Origin of the sequence: Mesorhizobium sp. M0621 (genome assembly GCF_040320745.1) — a bacterium.
GTDB lineage: Bacteria > Pseudomonadota > Alphaproteobacteria > Rhizobiales > Rhizobiaceae > Mesorhizobium.
On record NZ_JAMYQF010000045.1, the window covers coordinates 1 to 21,936 of the forward strand.

The 21,936-nt window shown below is 63.1% G+C and carries 21 protein-coding genes; 16 read left to right on the forward strand and 5 right to left on the reverse strand.

From position 1 onward, the window contains the following. Nucleotides 1-161 precede the first annotated feature (161 nt). The 4 genes from NKI38_RS24845 to NKI38_RS24860 form a co-directional block, all read right to left on the reverse strand. Nucleotides 162-1,103, reverse strand: coding sequence for an ABC transporter substrate-binding protein (locus tag NKI38_RS24845; RefSeq protein WP_352661968.1), 942 nt, complete (start codon nucleotides 1,101-1,103; stop codon nucleotides 162-164). 141 nt (nucleotides 1,104-1,244) lie between these two features. Then, on the reverse strand, nucleotides 1,245-1,859 hold the full coding sequence (locus tag NKI38_RS24850) for a cupin domain-containing protein (protein WP_352626798.1): 615 nt from the start codon (nucleotides 1,857-1,859) through the stop codon (nucleotides 1,245-1,247). Nucleotides 1,860-2,023: 164 nt separating this feature from the next. Further along, the gene (locus tag NKI38_RS24855; RefSeq protein WP_027035801.1) at nucleotides 2,024-2,956 is read right to left on the reverse strand and encodes a dimethylarginine dimethylaminohydrolase family protein; all 933 of its coding nucleotides are present in this window, start codon (nucleotides 2,954-2,956) and stop codon (nucleotides 2,024-2,026) included. Continuing rightward, nucleotides 2,953-4,572, reverse strand: a complete 1,620-nt coding sequence (locus NKI38_RS24860; protein ID WP_352661972.1) for a zinc-binding metallopeptidase family protein — start codon at nucleotides 4,570-4,572, stop codon at nucleotides 2,953-2,955. The genes NKI38_RS24855 and NKI38_RS24860 overlap by 4 nt, the downstream gene beginning before the upstream one ends. Nucleotides 4,573-4,656: 84 nt before the next feature. Here NKI38_RS24860 and NKI38_RS24865 point away from each other — a divergent pair, with 84 nt between their 5' ends. The 5 genes from NKI38_RS24865 (at nucleotide 4,657) to NKI38_RS24885 (ending at nucleotide 9,633) form a co-directional block, all read left to right on the forward strand. After that, on the forward strand, nucleotides 4,657-5,583 hold the full coding sequence (locus NKI38_RS24865; protein WP_352626803.1) for a LysR substrate-binding domain-containing protein: 927 nt from the start codon (nucleotides 4,657-4,659) through the stop codon (nucleotides 5,581-5,583). Nucleotides 5,584-5,673: 90 nt separating this feature from the next. Further along, the gene (locus NKI38_RS24870) at nucleotides 5,674-6,768 is read left to right on the forward strand and encodes an ABC transporter ATP-binding protein (protein ID WP_352661975.1); all 1,095 of its coding nucleotides are present in this window, start codon (nucleotides 5,674-5,676) and stop codon (nucleotides 6,766-6,768) included. A gap of 69 nt (nucleotides 6,769-6,837) precedes the next feature. Further along, entirely contained in the window at nucleotides 6,838-7,968 is a 1,131-nt protein-coding gene (locus tag NKI38_RS24875) for an ABC transporter substrate-binding protein (protein WP_352661977.1), read from the forward strand. 25 nt (nucleotides 7,969-7,993) lie between these two features. After that, nucleotides 7,994-8,827 (forward strand): ABC transporter permease, encoded by an 834-nt coding sequence (locus NKI38_RS24880; RefSeq protein WP_352661980.1) that lies wholly within the window; start codon nucleotides 7,994-7,996, stop codon nucleotides 8,825-8,827. Beyond that, nucleotides 8,827-9,633 carry an ABC transporter permease gene (locus tag NKI38_RS24885; RefSeq protein ID WP_352661983.1) on the forward strand — a complete coding sequence of 269 codons (807 nt, stop codon included), beginning with the start codon at nucleotides 8,827-8,829 and terminating at the stop codon, nucleotides 9,631-9,633. The genes NKI38_RS24880 and NKI38_RS24885 overlap by 1 nt, the downstream gene beginning before the upstream one ends. 89 nt (nucleotides 9,634-9,722) lie before the next feature. On the opposite strand, the gene NKI38_RS24890 is transcribed toward NKI38_RS24885, so the two are convergent. Next, nucleotides 9,723-10,790: a glycosyltransferase family 2 protein gene (locus NKI38_RS24890; protein WP_352661986.1), complete on the reverse strand. Its 1,068-nt coding sequence runs from the start codon at nucleotides 10,788-10,790 to the stop codon at nucleotides 9,723-9,725. A gap of 586 nt (nucleotides 10,791-11,376) precedes the next feature. On the opposite strand from NKI38_RS24890, the gene NKI38_RS24895 reads away from it, so the two are divergent. From NKI38_RS24895 to NKI38_RS24945, 11 genes are all read left to right on the forward strand, one after another. Continuing rightward, nucleotides 11,377-11,784 carry a DUF3168 domain-containing protein gene (locus tag NKI38_RS24895; protein WP_352661989.1) on the forward strand — a complete coding sequence of 136 codons (408 nt, stop codon included), beginning with the start codon at nucleotides 11,377-11,379 and terminating at the stop codon, nucleotides 11,782-11,784. Nucleotides 11,785-11,956: 172 nt separating this feature from the next. Next, nucleotides 11,957-12,256: a hypothetical protein gene (locus tag NKI38_RS24900; protein WP_352626816.1), complete on the forward strand. Its 300-nt coding sequence runs from the start codon at nucleotides 11,957-11,959 to the stop codon at nucleotides 12,254-12,256. Between the two features lie 91 nt (nucleotides 12,257-12,347). Then, nucleotides 12,348-13,013, forward strand: a complete 666-nt coding sequence (locus NKI38_RS24905; protein ID WP_352661991.1) for a response regulator transcription factor — start codon at nucleotides 12,348-12,350, stop codon at nucleotides 13,011-13,013. Further along, nucleotides 12,997-14,430, forward strand: coding sequence for an ATP-binding protein (locus NKI38_RS24910; protein ID WP_352661994.1), 1,434 nt, complete (start codon nucleotides 12,997-12,999; stop codon nucleotides 14,428-14,430). The genes NKI38_RS24905 and NKI38_RS24910 overlap by 17 nt, the downstream gene beginning before the upstream one ends. A gap of 184 nt (nucleotides 14,431-14,614) precedes the next feature. Further along, on the forward strand, nucleotides 14,615-15,052 hold the full coding sequence (locus NKI38_RS24915; RefSeq protein ID WP_352661997.1) for an RT0821/Lpp0805 family surface protein: 438 nt from the start codon (nucleotides 14,615-14,617) through the stop codon (nucleotides 15,050-15,052). 96 nt (nucleotides 15,053-15,148) lie between these two features. After that, entirely contained in the window at nucleotides 15,149-16,282 is a 1,134-nt protein-coding gene (ccmI, locus tag NKI38_RS24920) for a c-type cytochrome biogenesis protein CcmI (protein ID WP_352662000.1), read from the forward strand. 8 nt (nucleotides 16,283-16,290) lie between these two features. Next, nucleotides 16,291-16,734 carry a cytochrome c maturation protein CcmE gene (gene ccmE / locus NKI38_RS24925; RefSeq protein WP_352662003.1) on the forward strand — a complete coding sequence of 148 codons (444 nt, stop codon included), beginning with the start codon at nucleotides 16,291-16,293 and terminating at the stop codon, nucleotides 16,732-16,734. A 38-nt stretch (nucleotides 16,735-16,772) separates the two neighbouring features. Further along, nucleotides 16,773-18,764 carry a heme lyase CcmF/NrfE family subunit gene (locus tag NKI38_RS24930; RefSeq protein WP_352662006.1) on the forward strand — a complete coding sequence of 664 codons (1,992 nt, stop codon included), beginning with the start codon at nucleotides 16,773-16,775 and terminating at the stop codon, nucleotides 18,762-18,764. Beyond that, complete coding sequence (locus NKI38_RS24935; protein ID WP_352662009.1) at nucleotides 18,761-19,228, forward strand: cytochrome c-type biogenesis protein; 468 nt, start codon at nucleotides 18,761-18,763, stop codon at nucleotides 19,226-19,228. The genes NKI38_RS24930 and NKI38_RS24935 overlap by 4 nt, the downstream gene beginning before the upstream one ends. Before the next feature lie 133 nt (nucleotides 19,229-19,361). After that, entirely contained in the window at nucleotides 19,362-20,912 is a 1,551-nt protein-coding gene (locus tag NKI38_RS24940; protein ID WP_352662012.1) for a Do family serine endopeptidase, read from the forward strand. Between the two features lie 348 nt (nucleotides 20,913-21,260). Beyond that, nucleotides 21,261-21,935, forward strand: coding sequence for a response regulator transcription factor (locus tag NKI38_RS24945; RefSeq protein ID WP_352662015.1), 675 nt, complete (start codon nucleotides 21,261-21,263; stop codon nucleotides 21,933-21,935). Nucleotide 21,936 lies beyond the last annotated feature (1 nt).

Here is a 21,936-nt window from a genome sequence, read left to right on the forward strand (position 1 = left end):
GCGCTCGAGGCGGGGGGTGGGGGTGACGGTCGGGGCGACGCCGCCGCCGGCAGGCCGCGCGGGCGGGTGGCAGGGGTCGGCGGTGGGGGGGGGGGGGGGGGGGGGGGCGGGCCGCCCCCCCCGCCCGGCCCCCCCCCCCCCCCCCCGGTCCGGGGAGGATACTACTTGAACATGCCCTTGAACTGGCCGACATTTTCCTTGGTCACGATGGTGATCGGAACATTGATGATCGGATCGATCTTCTCGCCCTTCTTGAGCTTGCCGAAGGCTTCAACCGCTGCCTTGCCTTCACCAGCCGGATCCTGCTGGACGACGGCGACCACCCAGCCCTCTTCGAGACCTTGCACCGCCGACTTGGTCAGGTCCCAGCCGAACACCTTGACATCGCCGGTACGGCCCTGGCTGGTGACGGCGGAAACCGCACCGAGCAGAGCCGGCTCGCCGGTTGCGTAAAGCGTCGTCATGTCGGGATTGGCGGTCATAAGGTTCTCGGCGGCGGACAGGGCTACGTCCTGCACGTTCTGGCCGTCGACCGTGTCGAGGAAGGTTACCTTCTGGCCGCTGTCGGTGACGGCCTTCTTGAAGCCGTCGAGCCGCTGGTTCTGGATGAACGAATTGAGCGCGCCGACAACGCCGATCTTGGCGGTTCCGTTCAGCTTGGTCTTGACGTATTCGGCGTAGAACTTGCCGATATCCTCGCCGGCCTTGGTGTTGTCGACGCCGACAAAGGCGACGTTGTCGCCATTCGGGATCTGCGCGTCGATGGCAATGACCGGAATGCCTGCAGCCTTGGCCGCGGTGATGGCCGGCTTTACACCGTTGACATCGATGGCGACGAGAATGATGCCGTCGACCTTCTGGGTGATGTAATTCTCGATCGCGTCGTTCTGCGCGCTTGGTACATTGTTGGCGTTGAAGATGACGAGGTCGACGCCGGCGGCCTTGGCAGCAGCCGTTGCACCGTCATTGATCTGGTTGAAGAACAAGGCCTGCTGGTTGATGGTCACCAGCGCATAGGTCTCGGCCATGGCGGAAGCAGAGCCGAGGGCGAGGGTCATGGCGATGGCTGCGGCGCAGCTTGAAAGGATCTTGGTAAGACGCATTCCGGTTCCCCTTGGTTTTACGAAAAGGCCCTTGATCGGGCTCACCTGGCGACTGAGCGCAAGGGCATAATTCAAGATACTTGATTTCTTGTCAAGTCACTTGAATTAGCGTCAACGAAAGGAATAAGGGGATGCGCCGGATCAGAACGTCGCTGGTGTGTTCACCCAGAAAATGCTGGCGCGTTCATCTCCGACATTGCGGTACCAATGCGGCAGTTCGGAGTTGAAGACGAAGGAATCGCCGGCGGACAGGCGAAACGTTTTTTCGCCGACCATCAATTCGATCGCACCTTCCAGGAGATAGCCGACTTCCTCGCCGGCATGCTGGATCGGGCCAGCGCTCTCACCGCCCGCTTCGATATGATGAATGTTGCACTGCAGGAGATGGCCGGGCGAATACGGAATGACACGCTCGAGCGAAATACCTTCGCCGCGCCGAAGCGGATCGAGCGCGATCAACGGCCGCGATCCAGCCCGAAAGACAATGCCTTCCTCGCCATCGGATTCCTCGAACATCCAGCCAATGTTCGTGCCGAGCACCTCGACGAGCCGGTGAAGCATGGGAAGCGAGGGCGAGACCTTGCCGTTCTCGACCTTGGAAAGCAGGCTTTCCGAGCAGTTCGCGGCGGCAGCGAGCGCCTTCAAGGTCAGTCCTCGCGTCTGCCGGGACAGCTTCAACCGCGTGCCGAGCCGCAAGAGGCTGGTGGCGGTCGAGCGCTCGTCGCGCTTGCTGTTCTGGGTATCGATCTTGTTCATCGGGGGGCGCGAACATCTCCACTGGTCGAGCCGACTCGTAAAACTGATCCTGTGCGATGTCCATCCTATGAAAAATGGAGGAATGCGCTGGATCGCAATCAGCGACCCGTCCATGGCAAGCGCCGCACCCGCCGTTTCAATGCTCGCGAATGGGCTCCGCCGCCTCAGGCCGGCTCGCGCTTCAGCGCCTGCGCCATGCAGTGGATGCCGCCGCCGGTCTTGGAGATCTCGCTCATGTCGACGGCCGCGACCTCGAAACCGCGGGCCTTGAGCTGGCCGATCAGCGCCTGGCTGGAGGTCGGTGCGATCACCCGGTCCTTGCCCAGCGACATGAAGTTGCAGCCGAGCGCCATCGTGTCCTGGAACGGCACGTCGATGATCTCATGGCCCTTGCCCTTCAGCCAGTCGACGATGCCGGGTTCGGTGCAGGCGAGGCAGACGGCGGTCAGTTTTTCGGCGATCGGCACCACCATCAGGTCGATATGGACATAGTACTCGTCGATGAAGGCGATGCGGGTCTCCCAGCCCTCCTTGTCGAACCAGGCCTGTACCTGGCGGGCACCTTCCTCCTGCGTGCGTGCGCCGCCGCAGCCGATCAGCACCACGCCATCCTCGATGACGTTGAAGTCGCCGCCTTCGAACGTGCCTGCCGTGACCATGTCGTAGATCGGGATGCCGAGTTTTTCGTAGGTTCGGATGGCGGCGTAGTTCTCGCCGCGCCGCCACCAGTTGGCCATCGCGGTGATGAAGGCCCCATAAGGCGTCATAACACTGGAATCACGGGAATAGACCTGCATCGGCAGCTCCGGCGTCGGCTCGTGCCAGTGTATGTTGACGCCGAAATGTTCGTAAGCGGCGACCAGGTCCTTGTGCTGCGCCTGCGCGATCTGGACATTGCAGGGCGCCTCGCGCAGATGCTTTCGCGACAGCGAACTGGTCGACAGATGACGCAGGAAATTGGGCGAGCCGAGCAAGACGTCGGTCAGGACGTCGGTCTCGTTGGCAAAACCCCAGGCGGTCAGCGGTTTGGTGCCGCCGGCCGGGTTGCGGCGCTGCAGCGAAAACGGCTCGGCGACAATGCGGTCATGAACGGTCATGGGGTGCTCCTCGTGACGTGGCTTGGGGTGTTTGATTTGCTCGGTATCCACCAGTCCCGTCCGCGCGGGGTGGTGACATATTCCGGCCAGCGAAATCCAATCGGCGGCTCGTAGTCGCAAAGCGGCGCGATCCAGTTCGAACCGCCGACGCCGCCGCCGGTTCGGGTGACGAACTCGTCCATCGCCGTATCGCGGGCGTTTTTGTCCTCCAGCAGGCGAAGGGCCGCCAGCGCAACCGTCTTCGCCGCACAGATGACCATCGGGTCGATTGTCGCCGCAATGCCGCCGAGCGCATTCATCACCCAGGCCGGATAGACGTGGCCATTTGCGGAGCGCAGCGCCGGACGGGCGACGTAGAAACGCGCCGTCGGCGTATGCCACGACATGTCGGTGTAGTCATCCGAGGTCGAATTGAGCTGCGACGGCGGCAGGTCGCGGCGCAGCAGCGCTTCGGCGTCTTGCGGCGCGATCAGTTGCTCCATCTCGGCAATGAACGGCTCCTCCGTCGCTACCCCGCCGGCATTGACCTGGATTTCGCGGGCGATTGCCTTGGCCGTTTCGTCCCAACGTGGCGGCCCGACGGTCGACAGCGCTTCATAGGCGATTTCGGCCATCGCGTGGTTGGCAAGCCCCGGCCGTGACTTCGACACCCAATGCCGTTCGTAGCGGCAGCCGCTCATGCTGGCAGCGGCGTGCGCATTGCGATCGAGCATGGCGGTGACCTGGTCGGCCATCGCCAGTGTCGGCACGCGGATCATGTACTGGATTTCAGCCAAGCCGGCCGGCAGATTGTCGGCGGTGGCCTGGCCGGCGGTGAGGATCGCCTCGCTGATCGACCAGCCGCCCTGATGCGGCAGCATGGAATCGCGCAACGCCTTGGACGTCATGTACATCATCATCAGTGCGTCGTTGGCGCCGGGTGCGCGCACCGCCGAGTGTGCTTGCGGGATCGGTGCGCTGTCGCCTGCGCGAACCCAATTTTCGGGTTCGTCGCACACAAAACGGTAGATCATCGCATAGGCCGCGCCGCAATGGGTGTCCCAGCGCGCCGTGTTGCAGAGCGGCAGCATATAGAAGGGATGGAAGGAGATCATGCCGGCAAGGCCGTCATAATAGCCCTTGGCGGCATGGATGGGCTTCGATCCACGCACCTTCTCGGCCGGCTCGCCGGTGAAGCGCAGCGTGCCTGATATGCCGTGGCGCTGCATCGCCGCCTTGGTCGCCAGCAGCCCGCCAAGGCTTGAGATACCGAGCCCGGAATGCGGGTCAGTATGGCCGCCGGCCTGCTCGCCTAGACCTGGGCGAGGGCGCTTGACCGTCGCCGCGTCCTGGCAATTGCCGGGCACGGCGTCATATTCGGCGTATAGGCCGATAGTCGGACCTGCGCCGTTCGTCCAGTGGGCGCAGAAGGCTGTGGGCATGCCGCCGGAACCTTCCTCGACGGAAAAGCCTTCGCGTTTCAGCAACTCCACATACCAGACTGCCGACTGATATTCGCGCCATGCAGTCTCGCCGAAGTCGAAAATGGTGCGCGTCCACGCCGACAGCAGCGGCTGGATGTCGTCAAGACAGGCAAGCGCGGTTGCTTGCGCGGGGGTGCTGACCGCTTTCTCCATGGCTTGAGAAGAAAGCAGTGAAGCGGCTTTGCAAAAAGTGATATGTTTTCCCGGCTCATACAAATTCGGTTCACCTGAGGCACCTTGCGAATACCATCGACACAAGCGCTGCGCGCTCTCGACAGCTTCGCCCGCCACGGCAGCGTCTGGCGCGCCGCCGACGAGTTGCACCTGACCCGCAGCGCCGTCAGCCACCAGCTTCGGCTGCTGGAGCGCGATCTCGGCTTCGATCTGCTCGAACGCATCGGCAAGGGCGTGGCGCTGACGCCGCGTGGCCAGCGCTACGCCAGCGACGTGCGCAAGGCGCTGACCGTGCTGGGCGACGCGGTGACGCGCCATGCCGGCACCGGCGTTGGCGGCTCGTTCAGTGTCAGCTGCACGCCGGGCTTTGCCTCGTTGTTTCTGTGCACCCATATCGGCGAATTCCGCCAGATGTACCCCGATGTCGCGCTGCGCATTCTGACGCCGCGACGGCTAGACGATGTCAGCAATGCCGAGGCCGATGCTTTCATAGCGTTTGGCGTCGGCAATTGGCCGAACCGGGCGGTCGAGCTTCTGTGCGAGATCTCCTTCACGCCGCTGTGCAGCCCGACGCTGCTCAACAAGGTTGGTGGATTTTCGAAGCCAGCCGACGTTTTGCGCGCCAATCTCCTACATCTCGGCGATACCGAGGACTGGGCGCGCTGGCTGGCCCTGTCCAAGGTGGAAAACCCGGACACAGAGGGCGGCATCTTCTTTTCCGACATGAATCTCGTCTTCTCGGCCGCGATTGCCGGCCAGGGCATGGCCATGGGCGACGAACTGACCAGCGGCAAGGCATTGGCCGAAGGCAGGCTCGTGCGTCCGTTCGACATCGCGATCAAATCGCCGCGCTCCTACTTCTTGGTCTCCGAACATGCCAAGGCGACGCATCCGGTGCTTGACGCATTTGCAGGATGGCTGCGATCGAAACTCGCGGAGAGCAATGCCAAGGGCATGGCCGACCACGGGCGTCATCGATTGGACAGATGAATGGAATTTGCCGGTCCGGCGAAAACTATTCGGTTGCGGTGAGGCCGCGCGCTGCCCTACGATTTCGACAAGCGTTAGGGAAAGGGCAGTATGCAGCAACCCGGCCGTGCCGCAGAGATCAAGGCAATCGGGATCGGCAAGAGCTTCGGCTCGTTCCGTGCGCTGGACAATCTGTCGCTCGATATCGGCCGTGGCGAGTTCCTGACCCTGCTCGGGCCGTCCGGTTCGGGTAAGACGACCTTCCTGATGATCCTCGCCGGCTTCGTGCAGCCGACCGAGGGCAAGCTGTTCAGCGACGGCGTCGACATCACCGACCGGCCGGCCGAGCAACGCGCCGCCGGCATGGTTTTCCAGGGCTACGCGCTGTTCCCGCATATGAGTGTCGAAGCCAACATCGCCTTCCCACTCAAGGTGCGCAAGAAAGCGGCGGCCGACATCAAGCGCCGTGTCGGCGAGATGATCGAACGCGTCGGCCTCAAGGGCCACGAGAAAAAACTGCCGGCGCAGCTTTCCGGCGGTCAGCAGCAGCGCGTGGCGCTGGCGCGCGCGCTGGTGTTCGAACCGGGCGTGCTGCTGCTCGATGAGCCTTTCTCGGCGCTCGACAAGGGCCTGCGCGGCCAGATGCAGGCCGAGATGAAGCGGCTACACCAGGAGACCGGCACCACCTTCGTCTTCGTCACCCACGACCAAAGCGAGGCCTTGGCGCTGTCGTCGCGCGTCGCCATCTTCAACCACGGCAAACTGCTGCAGGTCGGGGCGCCCGACGAAGTCTACGACCGTCCGGACAACCGCTTCGTCGCCGAGTTCCTCGGCGAAATCAACATGCTGCCGCTGAAGGGCGTGCGCCCCTCCGACAATGGCTCGACCGGCCTGTGCGAAGACCGCACGATCAATATGCGCTGCAAGGCCGAGGCGGTGCATGGCGATGCAATCCTGGCGATCCGGCCCGAATACATGTCGATATCAGGCGAGGCGGCAGCCGGCGAGAACGGCATTGCCGCGACAGCGACCAACTCCACCTATCTCGGTGCTGCAACGCGGCTTGACCTGACGACGCGGCAAGGCGCCAAGGTCACGGTCTCGGTGCCGAACGAGGTGGCCGCCGCCGCCCTCAGCAAGGGCAATTCCGTCTGGCTCACCTGGCCGGCGGAAAAGGGTTTCCTCCTTCCGCATGGAGGACAATGACGAACGGTGTGGCGAGATATCAGCACCACCGCTTTCCGGTACTATCAACGACAAAAAAGGGGAACTGACATGACAAGCAATTCAAAGACTGGCGACACCAAGAAGCAAGCCATCGAAAGTCTATCCGCCAGGGCAGGTCGCGGCGAAATCTCGCGCCGGCAATTCGCACAGCTGGCGGGACTCGTGCTGGCCGGCACGCCGATGCTGCTGCGCTCGACCGGCGCTTTCGCGCAAGCCAAGGAGCTGGTGCTGGTCAACTGGGGCGGTGACGCCATCACCGCCTATGACGCCGCCTATGGCCAGGCCTTTACCAAGGAAACCGGCATCACCGTCAAGATGGACGGCTCGGGTCCGACCGAAGGTGCCATCGCAGCGCAGTTCAAGAGCGGCGCACCGACCTGGGATCTCGTCGACGTCGACCCATTCTCGGCCATCACGCTCGGCGCCCAAGGGGCTCTCGAGCCGATCGATTACAACATCGTCGACAAGAAGAAGATGCGGCCCGGCTTTGGTTGGGAATACGCCGCCTCGACCTATTTCTTCTCCTATGTCATCGCCTATGATTCCGAGAAGTACGGCAAGGACGCGCCGACCGGCATGGCCGATTTCTTTGACGTGAAGAAATTCCCCGGCAAGCGCTCGCTCTACAAATGGGGCGTATCGAGTTGGGAAGCGGCGCTGCTGGCCGACGGCATCGCGCCGGCGTCGCTTTACCCGCTCGACCTCAAGCGCGCGCATGACAAGATCGCCGCCTTCAAGGAAAACGTCGTTGCCTATTGGGGCGGCGGTGCCGAAAGCCAGAGCGTGCTGCTCAATGGCGAGGCCTCCATGGCGATCGTCTGGTCGACGCGCGCGTCACTGATCGAGCAGGACTCGGGCGGCAAGATCAAGTTCATCTGGGACCAGGGCCTGATCTCGCCCGGTGCGCTCGCCGTGCTCAAGGGCAATCCTGGCGGCAAGGAAGCGGCCATGAAGTTCATCGCCAGCACCCAGGACCCGCAAAAGGAGCTGGTCATGTTCGACAAGCTCGGCCAGGGCCCTGCAAATCCGGCTGCCGACGCGCTGATCCCCGCCGACAAGAAGCGCATCAACCCGGTCGATCCCGAGAACATGAAGAAGCAGATCGCGCTCGACATGGATTGGTACGCCAAGAATTACGGGCCGGCGCTCGACGAATACACCAAGATCATCTCGGCCTGACCAGGGCCGGGGTAATCGGGTCGAAATGAGGTCCTATCTCTCCGACAGGATGGGCGCGGCGCTGTTGATGGCGCCGCTGCTCCTGTTTCTTGTCCTCGCCTATGCCTGGCCTTTCCTCGGCGTCGTCAAATGGAGCTTTACGCTGCCGACGCCCGGGCTTGGCCAGTATGACGCGCTGCTCACCGACGATCTGGTGCAGTCGGTGTTCATCCGCACGCTGCGCATCGCGGCGATCGTCACCGTGGTTTCGGTGGCCGCTGCCTACGCCATCACCGTCGTCTGGGTCCGCGGAACCCCGGCACAGCGGCTGATCGCCGAGTTCTGCATTCTCGTACCCTTCTGGATTTCCGTGCTGACCCGTGCCTTCGGCTGGGTGGCGCTGCTGTCCAATCGCGGCCTGATCAACACCTGGCTGCAGGCGATCGGCTTCATCTCCGAACCGCTGGCGCTGGTGCGCAACGAGTTCGGCGTCATCGTCGGCATGACGCACTTCCTCATTCCTTTCGCCGTTTTCCCCTTGGCATCTTCCATGCGCAGCCTCGACGACCGCGTGCTGCTGGCAGCGCGCGGGCTCGGCTCCAGCCGCATGCGCACCTTCTGGACGGTGTTCGTGCCGATGACGCGCTCCGGCATCATCGGCGCGGCGATGATCGTGTTCGTCTTCTCGCTCGGCTTCTTCGTCACGCCGGCGATCCTCGGCGGCGGCCGCAGCGTGATGATTGCCGAACTGATCTATCTCCGCATCTTCCAGAGCCCGGACTGGGGCCTGGGCGCGGCCATCAGCGTCGTGCTGGTGCTGTTCGTCGGCGCGCTGATGGCGCTGCTGTTCCGCTATGTCAGACCGAAGCAGCTGATCTGATGCCAACCTACCGCCCCGGTCCCGTCTCGCTGATCATCGCCGCCTTCGTCGCGCTGTTCCTGCTGATGCCGCTGCTCGCCGTCATCCCGGTGTCGCTGACGCCGAGCCGCATGCTGGCGATGCCGTCGGGCGAACTGTCGCTGCGCCACTACCGGTCGCTGGTCGAGGATCCGCGCTGGCTCCAATCGATCCTGCTCAGCATCCGCATCGGTGTCGTCAGCAGCGCCTTTTCCACCGTGTTGGCACTATGCTTCAGCCTCGGCGTGTGGATGTTCCAACCGCGCTTCACCGCGGCACTCGTCGGCTTCGTGCTGCTGCCGATGGTGGTGCCGCCCGTGGTCTCCGCCATCACGCTCTACTTCCTGCTGACCTCGATTTCGAGCTTCAGCTCGTTCTTCGGCTATGACACCTGGCTTGGTGTCGCCATGGCCCATTCGGTGATGACGGTGCCTTTCGCCACCGTGTTGATGCTGGTCTCGCTCAGCCAGCTCGACCGGCGCATCGACCTTGCCGCGCGGGGTCTCGGCGCCTCGGTGTGGGAACGCGCCACCCGCATCATCATGCCCAACATCAAATTCGGCATCGTCACCGCGGCGCTCTTGTCGTTAGTGCTGTCCTGGGAGGAGATCGGCGTCACGCTGTTCATCACCTCGGTCAACGCCATCACCCTGCCCAGGCTGATGTGGATGGGCCTGCGTGACAACATCGATCCTGCGATTGCTGCACTCTCGGTGATCCTCATCATCATCACCGTGCTGGTGCTGGCGGTGCGCAGTTTCGTGAACCGGACGAGCGCGGGGCAGTGAGAAGGCAAAGCGCGGGGCAGGCCGCTTAAGACCTTCGGGCAAAGCGCTCCTCCCATCCTGCCGGACATCTCGCCCACAAGGGCTTCGGGCTACCCCATCGCGCGGCGGATTGTCCTGGACAGGCGGGCAAGGAATGTTGGTCGGGATGATGCGTCGAGCTTCCACGACAGCACCGCCATGGCCATTTGCCGCGGCAGCATGCCGACCGACAGGAACCAGGCGGCAAGCACGGCGCGGCGGCGCAGGGACGCCGTCATTTCGAGGCTGGCGACAGCACCCGCCGCCGCGAGCGCCAGCCGGGAATCATCGGCCACGGGGTGCCGGTGCCTGTCCACGCAGAGCGACGCCAGCCGTTCTTCCAGGTGGACCGGATCATGGCGAACAATTTCTGCCGGCACGACCGTCAGGCCGGCCTGCGATGCCTGGTCCGACAGCGCCTCCATGCGGTGGAAATCGTGCTCTACCCGCCAGCGTGCCCGCTCGGCGAGCTTTTCACCGAAAACCGAATGGTTGGCGCCGTGGATTCGGTAAGCGCCGACACATTCATCGATGGACTGGACTTGGCCATAGAGCGGCGCCAGCGTCGCAAGATAGCCGTCGGCACCCTGGCGGAAATCCGGTTCCGGAATCGGCATGATCGATTCCAGGGTCGTCCGGTCAAAGGCCAGCCCGCTGGTCACGGTCGTCTGGTAGCGCCCCTTGCGCAGCAGTTTCGGCACGACATCGCCGCTGTCGAAGGGCAGTTCCGGCGGCGGAAAGACGTCCTTGATGCGTTGCCGGTCATCGACAATGTGCAGTCTGGATTGCACCTGGGCGGTTGCCTCGTCCCAGGTGTCGACGATCCTGGAGACGGCTTCCGGATAAAGATAATCGTCGGCGTCGAGGAAGAGGACGATTCTGCCCGAGCTTGCAGCAAAGCCGGTGTTGAAGGCGGCCGCATGCCCACCATTTTTTCGTCGCGGACAAGCGAGTATCCTGTCGCCGTAGGATTTCATGATGGTCGTGGAATTGTCCTGCGATGCATCGTCGACGACGATGACTTCGACGTCGTCGTGGTCCTGCTCCAGGGCGCTGTCGATGCTACGTTCAAGGAAACGTGCGTAATTGTAGTTCGGAATAATGATGGAAACCGGGGTTTTGTGGTGGGTAGACTGCATCGCATTCGACCTCGCATCTTGCTTTGGTTTCGGCAAACCCCGCTCGTGGGCTGCCTCCCAAGGAAAAGCCCCGCCTTTTTGTCTGGAGACTGGTCACGTCTCTCTTTCGCGACTTCATGCAAAGCCGCCATCGCCTTCGAGGATCGCGGTGGCTGACTGGGGTAAAGGGGTGTCGCCTGCCAGCAAAGCTCCGACGCTCCAGGCCATCGACCAGGCTCGACGGAATGGCGTCACGTTCGGTCACAGTGGGACCGCAGCGGACACCTTGAAGGCACGTCCGATACTGGCCTTCAAATGCGGCTGGAACAAGCCCGCTATCCGAAAACTCGCGTCCGGACGCGTGGTCAGATGGTGTCAGGCGAACTAGATAAACCTCACCGAGACGCGGCCAAACCTGCCTAGATCGCAACGCCGCGCTGCGCCCCCTGACGACGTTGTTGGCAAAGTCGTATCAGCATTCATCAGTCCGATGACGAATCGCCATCGCCTCTGCGCGGCGAATGACTATATCTGACAAAGTATGCAGAACACGGACAGGCTTCCGAGAGGTAACGGTCGGAAGCACAACGGTTAGGGGAAAAGGACGATGACCGCGCCCGGCGATTTGCAGCAGGCACTGTTTCTGAGGCTGAAAAGCGATGCCTCGCTGTCGAAATTGTTGGGCGGTGCCGGATTGCTCGAACGGGCAACCGACAATGCCGCTTTTCCATACGTGACCTGCGGCCAGACTTCCGCCTTTGACGGGGACACGGGCGCCGAGAACAACGATGATCAGTTGATCACGCTGCACGTTTGGTCGAAAGCCCAGGGGGAAGTCGAAACGCTTGCCATCATGGACGCCATCAAGGTGCGGCTCGCCAATGCGGTGCTGGAGATTGGCCCCCACGGCCAGACACGACTCTCGCTCGAATTCACCGAGGTCCGCCATGACGAGGACCTGCTCGTGTACCACGGGCTGCTGCGTTTTCGCGCGCTGACGCAGGAAAATGCCTGACGCGCTTTCAATCTGGTCGAAACGGAGTCTAGATTGGGCTTTCGCGGGATTTACCGGGTGGGGCGGTAAAATCCCAGTTGACTGTCTCGCATTGCAGGGGTGTGGCGAGGATGTTTTCAGCGGCGTTCACTGTTCATTTCACGTTCAGCACCGATGCGTTACAACGCCGACCATGAAAACGCTTCGCTCCCACTTCCGAACCGCGACACTGGCGCTCTGTGCAGCCGGGCTGTTTGCGTCGCAGGCGACAGCGATGCCGGCCATCGCGCCCGATCAGGCCAGCCCGATCGTACTGGCCGCGTCCGATTGCTATGCGATCGGCCAGCAGGTGGCCGAACAGAATGGCGGAACGCTGGCCAAGGCCTCGCAATCGACACGCGGCGGCCAGCCTGTCTGCGTCATCGTCGTGCTCGTTCCGGGCAAGGATGGGCAACGTCCGCGCCGTTCCGAAATCGTCGTTCCACTGAACTGACCCACTCTTCCATTTTACAGACCTTCGTTTCCCAGGCCGCCGGAATCGGCCTATATCTGACCCTAGCTCTTCAACAGGTATCGAACTCCGCATGCGCGTACTCGTCGTCGAAGATGACAAGGATCTCAACCGGCAGATATCGGATGCGCTGGTCGATGCCGGCTACGTCGTCGACCGCGCCTTCGACGGCGAGGAAGGCCATTTCCTCGGCGACACCGAGCCCTATGACGCCGTCGTGCTCGACATCGGCCTGCCGCAGATGGACGGTATCAGCGTGGTCGAGCGCTGGCGGCGGGGCGGCCGCAAGATGCCGGTGCTGATCCTGACCGCGCGCGATCGCTGGAGCGACAAGGTCTCCGGCATCGATGCCGGCGCCGACGACTATGTCACCAAGCCGTTCCACATCGAGGAGGTGCTGGCGAGGCTAAGGGCTCTGATCCGGCGGGCTGCCGGCCATGCCTCGTCCGAACTGACCTGCGGACCGCTGCGCCTCGACACCAAGGTGTCAAAGGCCGATGTCGACGGCGTGCCGCTGAAACTGACGTCGCACGAATTCCGCCTGCTTGCCTATCTGATGCACCATATGGGCGAGGTCGTCTCGCGCACCGAACTGGTCGAGCATCTCTATGACCAGGATTTCGACCGCGATTCCAACACTATCGAGGTGTTTGTCGGGCGGCTGCGCAAGAAGATGGGCATCGACATGATCGAAACCGTACGTGGCATGGGCTACCGCATGCGTGAGCCGGAGGCGTAACTCGGAACCGCTCAAACCAACCGCAAGGACGCCGCTTTCGCTGCGTTTGTGGCCGCGTTCGCTGACGTTCCGTGTCATCGCCTTTTCCACGGTCTGGGCGATCGTGACGCTCGTTGTCATCTTCACCCTGATCACCACGCTCTACCGCCAGGCCAGCGAGCGCGGCTTCGACAGCCTGCTTTCGGCGCATCTGTTCAACCTGATCGGCTCCATCGGTATTTCCGACAACGGTGCGCTGACCGGCGCGCCCGACCTCGGCGACCTCCGGTTCTCGGAACCGAATTCCGGCTGGTATTGGTCGGTCGAGCCCGCCTCGGAAGGGGTGCATGGCGATCTTCATTCGTCGTCGATGTTGAAAAACATCCCGTCGCCGAGCGTTGCCGATGTGCCGTTCAACGCCAGCTTCCAGCGCAGCTATCCGACCGAAGGCATCGATGGCGAGCAGCTCGAAGTGTTCGAGAGCGAATTCGTTCTCGATTCCAAGAACCGCGCCGCGCGTTTCCGCGTTATGGGCAACCAGAGCGAACTCGAACAGGAAATCGCCACTTTCCAGCGCCGGTTGCTGACCTATCTCAGCCTATTCGGCGTCGGCATGATCGCCATCAACGCGATCGCCATCTTGCTCGGCCTGCAGCCGCTGCGCCGGGTCAGGAATGCGCTTGCCATGGTGCGCGAGGGTACCGCGCAAAGGCTCGACGGCCAGTTCCCTGCCGAGATCGAACCACTTGCCAACGAAACCAATGCGTTGATCGAAAACAACAGGCGCATCGTCGAGCGGTCGCGAACCCAGGTCGGCAACCTCGCCCATTCGCTGAAGACGCCCCTCGCGGTGCTGCTCAACGAGGGCAGGGCGCTTGGCGGCGCCAAGGGACAGCTGATCGCCGAGCAGGCCGCTTCCATGCAGAAGCAGGTCGAGCACTATCTGCAGCGCGCCCGGGTCGCGGCGCAACGCGACAGCGTCGTCTACCGCACACCGGTGACGCCGCTGGTGCAGCGCATGGTGCGGGTTTTGCAGAAGCTCAATCCGCAGACAAAGCTGTCGCTGTCGGTGCCGGCGACCGAAATCGTCTTTGCCGGTGAGCGCGAGGATCTTGAGGAATTGCTCGGCAATCTGCTCGAAAACGCGATGAAATGGGCTAAGAGCGCGGTTCTGGTCTCGGTCGTGCCTTTGACCGGCAAGGACGATCCGGCCGGCCTGTTTGAGATCGGCATAGAGGATGATGGCCCAGGCATTCCCGAGGACAAGGCGCGCGAGGTGCTGAAGCGCGGACGGCGTCTGGACGAGACGAAGCCGGGAACAGGTCTGGGGCTGGCCATTGTCGCCGACCTCGTCAACGAGTATGGAGGCGTCCTGGCGCTCGAACGGTCCGGCATGGGTGGATTGAAGGCGGTGGTACGATTGCGGAGCCTTCAGTGATGTTCACTAGGGCCAATCGACATAGAGGGACGGGAGATGTTATTGGCGGCAGTCGATTGGTCCCGCAGCGACCAGCGGCCAAATTTCCGACAAATATCAATACTATGGGCACGCCGACTTCTCCGATGACGCGGCCCCCGGCTCATCCGTAACAGGCTCCAACTCAAGAAAACCGGTTGTTGGCATGAAGATTCGCGTCGCGCTTGTTTCCGCATTGCTGGCCGTTTCCGGCTGCACCACCTTGAGTGGCAAGGAGCCAACCATAGCAGTGACACCGGCCTCGACGCCTCCTTCCAGCGGCAAGGTGACCACGACGATCATTTCGGCGATGGGCGGCGGTCTCATCGGTGGGTCGATCGGCGCCGGCCTCAGCGAGGCTGAAAAGCGCAGTGCGCTCGAGGCTGAATACAAGGCGCTTGAATATACCGCCAGTGGCCAGAAGGTGGCATGGAAGGGCGCCCAGGCTTCGCGCTATGGCGAGGTGGTTCCGGCACAGCCCTATCGCGTCGGTTCGCAGGACTGCCGCCAGTACACGCAGACGGTGTTCACCGGCGGGGCCGGGGTCACGGCACGTGGAACCGCTTGCCGCAACACCGACGGCAGCTGGACGCCGCTGACCTGACCGTCTGCCGGCGGTCGGCGCCTGGTGCCGATTCCGTCAAAGCGTCGCAGGATGCATCTGTTGGCAGGGCAGGGCTCTGCCTTTATTGGAAGAACCATGCTGTTCTGGGTCATAGCCGCAATTCTCACGCTGGGTGCGAGCCTGGCGGTGCTGCTGCCGCTGGCCGCCAGCTCGAAGGGCGCGTCGTCGAGCGGCGATCACGATCTCGAAGTCTATCGCGACCAGTTGTCCGAGCTCGACCGCGACGCAGCGCGTGGCTTGATCCAGCCGGCGGAAGCGACTGAGGCCCGCGCCGAGATCGCCCGCCGCATCCTTCGCATCGATAGTTCGGCCGGCACGGCATCCGTTGGCCGAGCGGCGGTCGCGGCAAGGCTGGTGGCAACCGCGGCCGTGCTGGTGGTGCCGCTGGTCAGCTGGGGCCTTTACAGTCAGCTCGGCTCACCCGATTTGCCGTCGCAACCGCTCAGCGAGCGGTTGGCCAAAAATCCGGCCGACAGTTCGGTCGACGAACTGGTGGCGCGCGCTGAAGCCCATCTTGCCGCCAATCCTTCCGATGGCAGGGGCTGGGATGTACTCGCGCCCGTCTATCTGCGCATGCAGCGCTTTTCCGACGCGGCGGCGGCCTATCGCAACGCCATCCGCCTTGATGGCGACAGCGCCGCTCGCCAGGCTGGTCTTGGCGAGGCGATCGCCGGTGCGGCCGGCGGCATTGTCTCGGCCGATGCCCAGGATGCCTTCGAGGCGGCCTTGAAGCTCGACCCGGCCAATGCGAAGGCCAGCTTCTACCTGGCCATGGCGCTGGCGCAGGAGGGCCGCGCCAAGGAGGCGGCCATGGCCTGGCAGGCAATGCTGGGCAAGCTGCCGGCGGATTCGCCATGGCGCGGTGCAGTCGAGCAGGCATTGGCCAAGTCCGGCAGCCCCGAAGTTGCCTCAGGCGGGACCACGAATGGTCCCGATGCCGGCGATATCGACGCCGCATCCTCGATGTCGCCGCAGGATCGGGAAGCGATGATCAACACGATGGTCGCCGGTCTCGACGAAAAACTACGACAAAATCCGCATGATCCGGAAGGATGGATGCGGCTCGTTCGTTCCTACGTCGTGCTGGGCAAGGCCGATCAAGCGCGCGAGGCGCTGGGCCGCGCCATTGCAGTCTTTGGAGCCGACAGTGACGAGGCGAAAAAAATCACCGCCTTTGCCGCCTCGCTTGGCCTGACGGCGACGGAGTAGAGTAAGATATGACGCGCAAGCAGAAACGATTATCGGTGATCGCGGGCGGACTGGCTTTCCTCGGTGCCGCCACCGGGCTGACCTTCTATGCGCTTGGCCAGAAGGCGTCCTATTTCTACATGCCGGCCGACCTGACCACCGCCAGCGTTCAGCCTGGCCAGCGCATCAGGCTGGGCGGATTGGTCGAAAAAGGCACGATCCAGCGCGGGCAAGGCGCAACGGTCGGCTTTTCGGTCACCGACACGCACAAATCGGTCAAGGTTACCTATACGGGGATTCTGCCCGACCTTTTCCGCGAAGAGCAGGGCGTGATCACCGAGGGCACTTTCGGCCCGGACGGGATCTTCGTTGCCGACAGCGTGCTCGCCAAGCATGATGAGCGCTATATGCCCAAGGAAGTGGCCGACGGCCTGAAGGCCAAGGGCGTCTGGCAGGAGAGCAAGAGTGAGTAACTCTGGCGGAAGAGCAAGAGTGAACTACGAGCGCAACCATGGTTGAAACCGGTCATTTTGCCCTGGTTCTGGCGTTTGCGCTGTCGCTGGTACAGACGATCGTGCCGCTGTTTGGCGCACGCCTGAACAACCAGCGCCTGATGGCCGTCGGCGGACCGGTCGCCGTAACCGGATTTGCCCTGACGGCGCTGTCTTTCGCAGCACTTGCGAGCGCCTATGCCAGTTCCGATTTCTCGGTGGCGAGTGTCTGGGAAAACTCGCATTCCCTGCAGCCGCTGATCTACAAGATCACCGGAACCTGGGGCAATCACGAAGGCTCGATGCTGCTTTGGGTGCTGATCCTGACCTTCTTCGGTGCCCTCGTCGCCGCTTTCGGCTCCAACCTGCCGGCAAAGCTGCGCGCCAACGTGCTTGCCGTGCAGGGCGCCATCGGCGCCGCCTTCTTCCTGTTCATCCTGGCGACGTCCAATCCGTTCATCCGGCTCAATCCGGCGCCGATCGAAGGCCGCGATCTCAACCCGATCCTGCAGGACCTCGGCCTCGCCATTCATCCGCCCTTCCTCTATCTCGGCTATGTCGGCTTCTCGATCTGTTTTTCCTTCTCGGTCGCCGCCCTCATCGAGGGACGCATCGACGCGTCCTGGGCTCGCTGGGTGCGGCCGTGGACGCTGGTCGCCTGGATGTTCCTGACCGGCGGCATCGCCATGGGATCCTACTGGGCCTATTACGAACTCGGCTGGGGCGGGTTCTGGTTCTGGGATCCGGTCGAAAACGCCTCCTTCATGCCGTGGCTGGCAGGCACCGCACTACTCCATTCGGCCATCGTCATGGAAAAGCGCTCGGCGCTGAAAATCTGGACGCTACTGCTCGCCATCCTGACCTTTTCGCTGTCGCTGCTCGGCACCTTCCTGGTGCGCTCGGGCGTCTTGACCTCGGTGCATGCCTTCGCCACCGATCCGACGCGCGGCGTCTTCATCCTGTGCATCCTGACGCTGTTCATCGGTGGCTCGCTGGCGCTGTTTGCGCTGCGCGCCTCCCGGCTGACGGCCGGCGGCCTGTTCCATCCGATTTCGCGCGAAGGGGCGCTTGTCCTCAATAATTTGTTCCTGACCACGGCGACCGCGACCGTGCTCGTCGGCACGCTCTATCCGCTCGCGGTCGAGGCCTTTTCAGCGGACAAGATCTCGGTCGGCGCGCCGTTCTTCAATCTCACCTTCGGACCGTTGATGGTGCCGCTGTTGCTGGTGGTTCCGTTCGGGCCGCTGCTGGCCTGGAAGCGCGGCGATGTCTTCGCCGTCGCCCAGCGCCTGATGGTGGCGTTTGCCGCAGCCCTTCTGGCAACGCTGGTCACAGCTTTGTTCATCGACGGCGCCTCGGTGTTTGCAGCGCTGGGCGTCGGCCTTGCCGTCTGGCTGATCCTTGGCGCGCTCACCGACCTTGCCGTCAAATCCGGCTTTGGCAATGTTGCCGCGGGGATCATGGTCAGGCGCTTGCTCGGCTTGCCGCGCTCGGTCTTCGGCACCGCCTTCGCTCATCTTGGTCTTGGCCTGACCACGCTCGGCATCGTCGGCACGCTTTGCTTCGGCACCGAGAAGATCCTGTCGATGCATGCCGGCGAGACCGTCGAACTCTCCGGCCATGCGGTGCGTTTCGTCGGGCTTTATCCAGCCCAGGGGCCGAACTACAGCGAGGATCGCGGCCGCTTCGAACTGATCGGCGTCAGCGGCAGTCCTGTCGGCGAAATCAGCTCCGCCAAGCGGTTTTATCCCGTGCGGCAGATGACGACGACGGAATCCGGCATCAGGACGATCGGCCTCTCCCAGCTCTATATCTCGCTCGGCGACGAGGGCAATGACGGTTCCGTCGTGGTGCGTCTGTGGTGGAAGCCGCTGGTGACGTTGATCTGGGGCGGCGGCCTGGTGATGATGGCTGGCGCGGCCATGTCGCTGATGGACCGGCGCCTGCGCGTCGGCGCGCCGTCGCGCCGCCGCAAGCAGGCGAGCGCTGTGCCGTCCGCGGGCCTGCCATGAGCACACGGCTCTCGCTGACCTCCATTGTCCTGCTGTTGGCGCTGTTTTTTGCCGGCACGGCACTGGCGGTGAAGCCTGACGAGATGCTGCCCGATCCGGCGCTCGAGGCGCGGGCGCGGGCGCTGTCGGAAGGCTTGCGCTGCATGGTCTGCCAGAACCAGTCGATCGACGAATCCGATGCCGACCTTGCCCGCGACCTGCGCATCCTTGTGCGCCAGCGCCTCGTCGCCGGCGATACCGACCGGCAGGTGATGGATTACGTCGTCTCCCGCTATGGCGAGTTCGTGCTGCTGAAGCCGCGCTTCGACCTGCGCAATGCGTTGCTTTGGGGCACGCCTATCCTGCTGTTGCTGGTGGGAGGCGTCTTCATCGTGCTGACCGCGCGATCGCGCCGCACGCTGGCAACAAAATCCCTGTCCGCCGAGGAGCAGGCATCGCTGGACGCCATCTTACGCCGCGACTGACGACCGCCGTCTATCCCCAAACATTACCAAAGTTTCATGTGTCGGAAATGGCGCTGTAATGTGCGCCTCTCTAATTCTCTTGTCCCGAGGATGCCGATTACGCAGCGTCCATTTGAAAGAGGATACGAGAACCATGAATATTGCCCCCAATTCATATTCCGTCACCCGTAAGCGTCTGCTGGCTGCCGTCGCGTCTATCGCCGTGGCCGGTGCGATCGGCGTCGGCGCGCTGACCAGTGGAACCAGCCCTGTTCTGGCCGACGCCGTGCGCGTCGAGGCGCCGCAGGTGCCAGGCTTCGCCGATGTCGTCGAGCGCGTTTCTCCCGCCGTCGTCAGCGTCAAGGTCAAAGCAAAGATCAGCCCGGCGGCCGATGACGGCTCCGACCAGTCCGACGATCCGGATGGCATGAACAACATGCCCGACAACCCGCAGCTGCGCCGCTTCTTCAAGGAATTCCGCGGCTTTGGCGATCAGGATGGCCAAGGCGACAACAGGCGCTTCAGCCACCGTGATCACAACAATGACCAGCCGCGGCCGGTTGCGCAGGGGTCCGGCTTCTTCATCTCCGATGACGGCTATCTCGTCACCAACAACCACGTCGTTTCGGAAGGCTCAGCCTTCACCGTGGTGATGAATGACGGCAAAGAACTCGACGCCAAGCTGATCGGCACCGATCCGCGCACCGATCTCGCCGTGCTCAAGGTCGACGGTGTCGGCAAGTTCACCTATGTCGACTTCGCCGACGATTCCAAGGTTCGTGTCGGCGACTGGGTGGTGGCCGTCGGCAATCCGTTCGGCCTCGGCGGCACAGTCACCGCCGGCATCGTCTCGGCCCGCGGCCGCGACATCGGCGCCGGCCCCTATGACGACTTCATCCAGATCGACGCCTCGGTCAACCGCGGCAATTCGGGTGGCCCGACCTTCAACCTCAACGGCCAGGTCGTCGGCATCAACACCGCGATCTTCTCGCCGTCCGGCGGCAGCGTCGGCATCGCTTTCGACATTCCCGCCTCGACCGCCAAGCAGGTCGTTCAGGACCTTATGAAGAGTGGTTCGGTGCAGCGTGGCTGGCTCGGTGTCGAAATCCAGCCGGTTACGCCCGACATCGCTGAGTCGCTCGGCTTGAAGTCCAACAACGGCGCGCTTGTTTCCAGTGCCCAGGACAATGGCCCCGGCAAGAAGGCAGGCATCACGGCCGGTGACGTGATCACCCAGGTCGACGGCAAGGACGTTGCTTCGCCGAAGGAACTGGCACGCCTGATCGGCGCCTTTTCGCCCGGCAAATCTGTCGACGTCACGGTGTGGCGCGACGGCAAGAGCCAGGCGGTCAAGGTCGATCTCGGCACGCTGCCCACCAGCGACAAGCAGGCATCTGCCGAGCAGCCGCAGCCGCCTGCTCCGGCCAAGCCCGACACGCTGGCCGATCTCGGCCTGACCGTCACCAAGTCCGAAAACGGCAAGGGACTGGTGGTCACCGACGTCGATCCCGACAGCGATGCCGCAGATCGCGGCATCCAGCCGGGCGACGTCATCACATCAGTCAATTCGACCGAAGTGAACGGCACCGACGACGTCACCAAGGCGATGACCGACGCGGTCAAATCCGGCCGCAAGGCGGTGCTGATGCAGATTACCCGCGACGACACCAATCGTTTCGTCGCGCTGCCCGTCGCCAAGGGCTGAAGCTGCTCAACTTTTCCAGTGCGGCCGTTTCAAACACCCCCGAGCCGCCGCACGGGAAAGCATGGAGGAGTGTGCGTTAGTCAGTCATCGTGCTCTCCCCCGGCGGCAGCGGGCCTCCCATCGCCCGCTGCCGCACTATCCCTGGATTTCGTCAGAAAGGTCCGGCATTTCGTCAGAAAGCCTGGGGTGTCGTCTGAAAGCTTTCAGCGGTCTTCGCGCAACGACATCGGAGACAAGGACTTTATCGCGCACGGCTTCGGATCATCTTGATCGCGATGCGCTTTGGCAAAGGCCACAATGCAGATGTCTGCCACTCAAAGTTCCAGCGAAATCGCGTATAACAGTCCTATGAAGATTCTCGTCGTAGAAGACGATCGCGAGGCCGCGGATTACTTGCAGAAAGCCTTTACCGAGGCCGGTCACACCGCGCATGTCGCCGGTGATGGCGAAACCGGCTTTGCGCTCGCCGACGCCGGCGACTACGACGTGATGGTCATCGACAGGATGATGCCGCGCCGCGACGGCCTGTCGGTCATTGCCGGTCTGAGATCCAGGGGCAACACCACCCCGGTGCTGATCCTCTCGGCACTGGGCGAGGTTGATGACCGGGTCACCGGCCTGCGCGCCGGCGGCGACGATTACCTGACCAAGCCCTATGCCTTTTCCGAGCTTCTGGCCCGCGTCGAGGTGCTGAACCGCCGCGCCAGCGCCAAGGAAGCCGAAACCGTCTACCGCGTCGGCGATCTCGAACTCGACAGGCTGTCGCATTCGGTCCGCCGCGCGGCGCGCGAGATCACGCTGCAGCCACGTGAATTCCGCCTGCTCGAATATCTGATGCGGCATGCCGGGCAGGTGGTGACGCGCACCATGCTGCTCGAAAATGTCTGGGACTACCATTTCGATCCGCAGACCAATGTCATCGACGTCCATGTCTCGCGGCTGCGCGGCAAGATCGAGAAGGGCTTCGACAAGCCCATCCTGCATACGGTTCGCGGCGCCGGCTACATGCTGAAGAGCAGCTAGC

Bases quoted from the DNA above. Each gene is read 5' to 3' on its own strand.
- NKI38_RS24860 (WP_352661972.1), bottom strand. From the start codon at position 4,572: ATGGAGAAAGCGGTCAGCACCCCCGCGCAAGCAACCGCGCTTGCCTGT.
- NKI38_RS24880 (WP_352661980.1), top strand. From the start codon at position 7,994: ATGAGGTCCTATCTCTCCGACAGGATGGGCGCGGCGCTGTTGATGGCG.
- ccmE (WP_352662003.1), top strand. From the start codon at position 16,291: ATGACGCGCAAGCAGAAACGATTATCGGTGATCGCGGGCGGACTGGCT.
- NKI38_RS24890 (WP_352661986.1), bottom strand. From the start codon at position 10,790: ATGCAGTCTACCCACCACAAAACCCCGGTTTCCATCATTATTCCGAAC.
- NKI38_RS24855 (WP_027035801.1), bottom strand. From the start codon at position 2,956: ATGACCGTTCATGACCGCATTGTCGCCGAGCCGTTTTCGCTGCAGCGC.
- NKI38_RS24875 (WP_352661977.1), top strand. From the start codon at position 6,838: ATGACAAGCAATTCAAAGACTGGCGACACCAAGAAGCAAGCCATCGAA.
- NKI38_RS24850 (WP_352626798.1), bottom strand. From the start codon at position 1,859: ATGAACAAGATCGATACCCAGAACAGCAAGCGCGACGAGCGCTCGACC.
- NKI38_RS24870 (WP_352661975.1), top strand. From the start codon at position 5,674: ATGCAGCAACCCGGCCGTGCCGCAGAGATCAAGGCAATCGGGATCGGC.
- NKI38_RS24905 (WP_352661991.1), top strand. From the start codon at position 12,348: ATGCGCGTACTCGTCGTCGAAGATGACAAGGATCTCAACCGGCAGATA.
- ccmI (WP_352662000.1), top strand. From the start codon at position 15,149: ATGCTGTTCTGGGTCATAGCCGCAATTCTCACGCTGGGTGCGAGCCTG.
- NKI38_RS24845 (WP_352661968.1), bottom strand. From the start codon at position 1,103: ATGCGTCTTACCAAGATCCTTTCAAGCTGCGCCGCAGCCATCGCCATG.
- NKI38_RS24885 (WP_352661983.1), top strand. From the start codon at position 8,827: ATGCCAACCTACCGCCCCGGTCCCGTCTCGCTGATCATCGCCGCCTTC.
- NKI38_RS24900 (WP_352626816.1), top strand. From the start codon at position 11,957: ATGAAAACGCTTCGCTCCCACTTCCGAACCGCGACACTGGCGCTCTGT.
- NKI38_RS24915 (WP_352661997.1), top strand. From the start codon at position 14,615: ATGAAGATTCGCGTCGCGCTTGTTTCCGCATTGCTGGCCGTTTCCGGC.
- NKI38_RS24895 (WP_352661989.1), top strand. From the start codon at position 11,377: ATGACCGCGCCCGGCGATTTGCAGCAGGCACTGTTTCTGAGGCTGAAA.
- NKI38_RS24945 (WP_352662015.1), top strand. From the start codon at position 21,261: ATGAAGATTCTCGTCGTAGAAGACGATCGCGAGGCCGCGGATTACTTG.
- NKI38_RS24935 (WP_352662009.1), top strand. From the start codon at position 18,761: ATGAGCACACGGCTCTCGCTGACCTCCATTGTCCTGCTGTTGGCGCTG.
- NKI38_RS24940 (WP_352662012.1), top strand. From the start codon at position 19,362: ATGAATATTGCCCCCAATTCATATTCCGTCACCCGTAAGCGTCTGCTG.
- NKI38_RS24930 (WP_352662006.1), top strand. From the start codon at position 16,773: ATGGTTGAAACCGGTCATTTTGCCCTGGTTCTGGCGTTTGCGCTGTCG.